The sequence below is a fragment of the uncultured Meiothermus sp. genome, assembly GCF_937863175.1.
GTDB lineage: Bacteria > Deinococcota > Deinococci > Deinococcales > Thermaceae > Meiothermus.
In genome coordinates, this window is the sequence record NZ_CALMCQ010000427.1 from 1 (window position 1) to 4728 (window position 4728).

Here is a 4728-nt window from a genome sequence, read left to right on the forward strand (position 1 = left end):
ACCGCGGCGTTCTGGAGAGCACCGGCAGCATGGACGATCTGGCCCGGCAGCTGGCCCCCTATGAGATCTTTCTGCGCCCGCACCGCTCATTCCTTGTCAACATGGAATATGTCCAGAACATTTCCAGCCGGGCCGTCACCCTGACCAATATGCTGATCTCACCCTGGACCGGCATTGGCATCCTGGCCGTAGGCTTTCTCGCAAAGACCAGTCCCGACCTGGCCATCTCAATCCTGGTGTGGAGCCAGGTGGTTCCCATCGCGATGGGCCTTTCGCTGGTCTTCAAGCCGGAGCGAGTCCGCGCTCCCAAGCAGGAACTGTACCCCTGGCGACGGCTGTTGTTGTTTATTCCAGCCGCCTTCGGGCAGACCTTTGCTCCGGCTCTATTCAGCTTCTACCTGCTCAAGTACGCCCAGGGGATGGGCCTGAGCATGTTCTGGATTGTGGTTTTGATCGTGCTGGGGGCCGTAATTTCAACCGGCCTTCTGATCTGGACAGGCCGCTATGCCGATCGCAAAGGCCCCAGGGGTTTGCTCATCACCGGGCTGGCCCTGATCGGACTGGCCATGATCGGGCTGGGGTTTCAGCCCGAGCTGCCGGTATTAATTCTGTTGGCCGTGGTGGGGGGCCTTGGCTTTGGCTGCTTCGGCCCGGCCTGGAATGCCCTCCTGGTGCGACTACTGCCCCAAAACAATCGGGCCGCTGCCTGGGGTACCATCATGACCGTGGAGGGCCTGGGTCACGCCATCGGCCCCGCAGCGGGCGGGGTAATGGCGGCCGCTATTGCCAACAACGCACCCTTTTTTGCCGGTGGAGCAATCATGCTGGTGCTTAGTCTGTTCTACGCGCTGGCCCTCTGGAGACCCTGGTGGAAATCGCGACGATAATCGGTTCAGTCCTGGTCGCTGGCCTCCTGGCCTACGGGCTGGCAGACGTCCTGGGGCGCTGGATGGGGCTGGGAGCACTGGCCTGGGGCAGCCGAGCCGAGCCAGCCATCGCACTTACCTTCGACGATGGGCCTTCCGGTCAGACTACGGCAGTCCTGGATTTGCTAGACCGGCATGGCTGTAAGGCCACTTTTTTTCTGACCGGGCAGAATGCCCGCCAGCACCCCGAACTGGTGGACAAAATTCGGCAGGCCGGACACCAGGTCGAAGCCCACGGCTTCTGGCACCGTCCGGCGGTCTGGATGGCCCCCTGGACGGAGTGGGTTCACATTCTGCGCAGCCCCGGCAGACTTTACCGGCCTCCCTGGGGCATTCACTCTCCTTTCACCCGACTTTTCGCCAGACTACAAGGCAAGCAGGTAGCCCTGTGGGATCTCGAGTCGCAGGACTGGCTGGACAAGCCCGCCGAACAACTGACCGAGCGGATCATGTTTTATCTGAAGGGTGGCTCGGTGGTGCTGCTGCACGACGGCCCTGTGCGTACGCTGAGAGTGCTGGAGTTACTGCTGCCAAAGCTGTTGGAAAACGGCTTTCGGCCAGTCACGATGGATGCGCTGGCCCTAAAGCCTTTAGGCCCACGCCAGGCTTTGATGCGAATTAATCAGGGTTACGAAGAGCGCTACGACCAGCAAGCGGGCAACATCCGGGTGGGCCATCGCTACAACCATGTGCTGCGTCTGGAAATCCAGTCCTACCCGGGCCCCGATCTGCCTGAGTATCCCGCAGGAACCCCCTGTGCGCACATCCATTTTGAGTCGGCCCGGCTAGCTGCCATGACACCCATCCAGGTGATCCGGGCTTTCCGCGAGACCCTTAAGCAAAGCGTGAAATTTCTGGAGCAGCACCCCGAGGTGCAGTTCCTGTACGGCCATAGCTATCTAGGTCAGGGGGCGGTAGCCCTGGGCTTTCAGACCCACCCCGTTTCCCGCACCATGCAGTGGCAGTCCAAAATCACCACGGCCTGGTTTGCCTGGCTCTACCGGGGCGAGATCTCCCGACATCTACTGAGTGAGCCCGCCCAGATGGTCTACATTTCCCGCCAAACAATCCTGGGCAAATATGGTTCGACCCGCAGGAATCTGGCGGAGTTTGCAGTAAACAGTGCCGGGGACAAGCCCTGAACCTGCCCGCCTGGGGCAGTGCGTTGCAGAGAGATCAGAAGCGAAAGTTGAAACCCAGGCCAAACTTGACCCCATCGTTGCGAATGCCATCGCCTACCCCGGTAGCGATATCGAAGGTCAGGTCGGCCCCGATCGGGCGGATACGGTAGCCAAAGGTGAACTCGGGGCGAGGGCGCGGGAGAATCTCACTGCTGAAACGAAAGCGGTAATCGCCTTGCTGGTATTCTGCGAAAATAGTCTGGTAGCCCCGTAAGTCTACGGTATAGGCAAAGAATAGCTCGGGAGACAGGTAGCGCCCGATGGTAAAACGGGTCTCTTCGATGGCGCCCCCGTTCAGCGCGGGGATCTCTACCCTGACCTGATCCAAACCCAGGGCCTTGGCCAGCTCGCGCTCGAGCTGCCCTACGATAAAGTTCTGCACTGCCGCCTGTAGACCGGTCTGGGCAATATCGGCGGGCAGCGCCGTAAGGTCGGAGCGGCCCAACAGCAACAGGGCATAGATTTCGGCATCGGTATAGGGCTGACCGTCATTCTTGCGGGCTACATCGTTGTTGAATCGAGCGATAAAGGTCGGTGTGAGGTTGACCCTGATTCGGCCATTCTGCCGTACAAACTGGCCTCTAAGGGTGAGGTTGACCTGGATTCGCCGGTTGTCCTGACCCCGGTCTTGTACCTGGGTATCGGCCACGATCTGCAGATCGGGCAGGATACCCGCCGCAGGGCTGAAGCGGGCATAGCTCCGTTCGTCGGGCAAGCGGTCACGGATGGTGAAATCGCGATCCCAGAGCCTGAAGTTGCCTCGTAGCGGCACCACTTCACCCGAGAGGTACGGGTTGGTGAAGTCACCGTTGAGAAACAGCTCACCCCCCAGCTCCCCCTGGGCCAGTGATTCTTGAATGAGCACGCCTCGTTCGGCCCGGAGGCGAATATTACTAAACTCCACCGGCACCGCACTGGCTGCACGGGCGGCCCCCGGCTCAGGAGGAGCCGCGATGGCGACTTCGCGCTGCCCCTCGGGCAAACCCAGTCGCGCACGGATCACGTCGGCGGAACCCTGGACAACATAGGCCCCACGCTGGTAGCGCAGAATGAGGTTGGTCTCGAGCAGACCCTCGAGCAAGAAGAACTGCGGATAGCTGACCGGCACCTGCCCCTGCAAGGTCAGGATCAGCTGGGGGAACAGCGTCCCGTACAAACGGGCCTCCCGATTTTGCAGGGTTGCGTCCACGGTGTAGGCGGGGTAGTTGAAGCTCAGGTCGAAGGGCTCGTCCGGGCTCAGAAGGGGCAGGTTGGCACTGCCCCTGGCCCGCACCGTGAAGTTACTGAGGTTGCCTTCGCCGGATAGCTCGGCCTCGGCCGGGTAGGGCGCGGTGAGTTTGATGCGCCCTTCGGCGCTGGCGGTATCGCCCACCCGTAGCACGGCACGGGGGGTCTCGGCCCGTACCGGCCCCAGTTTGAAGTCGAAGTTTTCCAGCGTCAGGTCGAAGACCTGTCCGCTGGAGGCCAGCCGCAAGGTACCGCTGCCCTCGGGGGCCAGGGGCTTGAGGTTGGGAATCACCTGTAGAACCGGGGTGAAGGAGGTGTTTTCCAGGTTCAGGCGAAGGTTGCTGCCCTGCCGACCATAGTAACCCGAGCCGCTCCAGGTGCCCTTGCCCGAGAGGGCCAGCTGGTCAATGTAGAGCCGCTCCTGCTCGAAACGCAGGGCGGCGGTGCCCACCAGGGTATCGCCCCCCCCCTGGAAGCGCAGGTACTCCCCCACCCAGATGCCCCTGGAGGCCCAGGGGTTGCGGGTATCGAAGCTAAAGGTGGTCTTGCCCGTCCAGTAGGCCTGTCCGGCCAGATCGCCTGCCCAGGTGGAAAACAGCCAGTGCAGGGGAAAAGACGCGGCGGTGGCTTCCCCGCTGAGGATGCCATTTTCCAGCCTCACGTTAGCAGTGGTGCGGTTGGAGCCCAACACGGCGTTCTCGCCCAACGCACCCTGACTGCCGGCGCGCTCGAGGCTAAGGTCGGCACGCAGGAGGCCGTTACCAAAGGAACCCTGGACACGGGTCGCCAGGGCCAGGTTGTCGCCCCTGACCCGCAGACCAGGGCTTTGGAGGTTAAACTCGACCTGGCCCTGGTTGTAATCCAGCGACCCGGTTGCACGTCCGGTAATAAAGGGTAGACGGCTGCTGACCTGTGGAATTTCCTCGAGCGCAAGGTCGCTAAAGCTGGTACGGGCCTGCAGTCTATCGCGGGCCAGACTGGCCTCCACTTCCAGACGCCCCAGATCGCCCCCCAGGCTGCCTCTGGCGGTCAGGGTTTCCTGGCCCTCGAGGGTGAGTTGCAGGCGGCTGGCGAGAAATTCTAAGGGCAGGTTGATGCCAAGGCTGCCCTGCCAATCACCCTGGCCCGAGTAATTCATCTGACCCTCGATCCAGGGCCCCCTGGCGCTGAGTTTGGCCTCGAGCAAGCGTCCCTCGGCCTCGATCTGCTGTTTCTGCTCGGCATCTCGGTAGCCCAACTGCCAGCGTCCGTCCAGGCCAACCTGCCCACTCAAAGCCCCGCTCTTCCAGGGAAGCCAGGGGGTCTCGGGATGTGTAATGCGCACATCGGCGCGGGATCCCTTACCCTCGAGGGCCACCCCCAGGCCATAGGCCGCCAGGTTGAGTCCGCCGCTG

Annotated in this window: 3 protein-coding genes; 2 read left to right on the forward strand and 1 reads right to left on the reverse strand. The window is 62.2% G+C overall.

Annotated features, from left to right (window positions below; all coding sequences use genetic code 11):
* Together Q0288_RS16070 and Q0288_RS16075 are read left to right on the forward strand one after the other, a co-directional pair.
* Positions 1-887, forward strand: an 887-nt coding sequence (locus tag Q0288_RS16070; RefSeq protein WP_299432703.1) for an MFS transporter, incomplete at its 5' end; no start/stop codon positions are given.
* Positions 869-2068: a polysaccharide deacetylase family protein gene (locus tag Q0288_RS16075; protein WP_299432706.1), complete on the forward strand. Its 1200-nt coding sequence runs from the start codon at positions 869-871 to the stop codon at positions 2066-2068. The genes Q0288_RS16070 and Q0288_RS16075, both read left to right, overlap by 19 nt.
* 34 nt (positions 2069-2102) lie before the next feature.
* Here the strand turns inward: Q0288_RS16075 and Q0288_RS16080 are convergent.
* Positions 2103-4728 (reverse strand): translocation/assembly module TamB domain-containing protein (locus Q0288_RS16080; RefSeq protein ID WP_299432709.1); only part of this gene is annotated, 2626 nt, incomplete at its 5' end.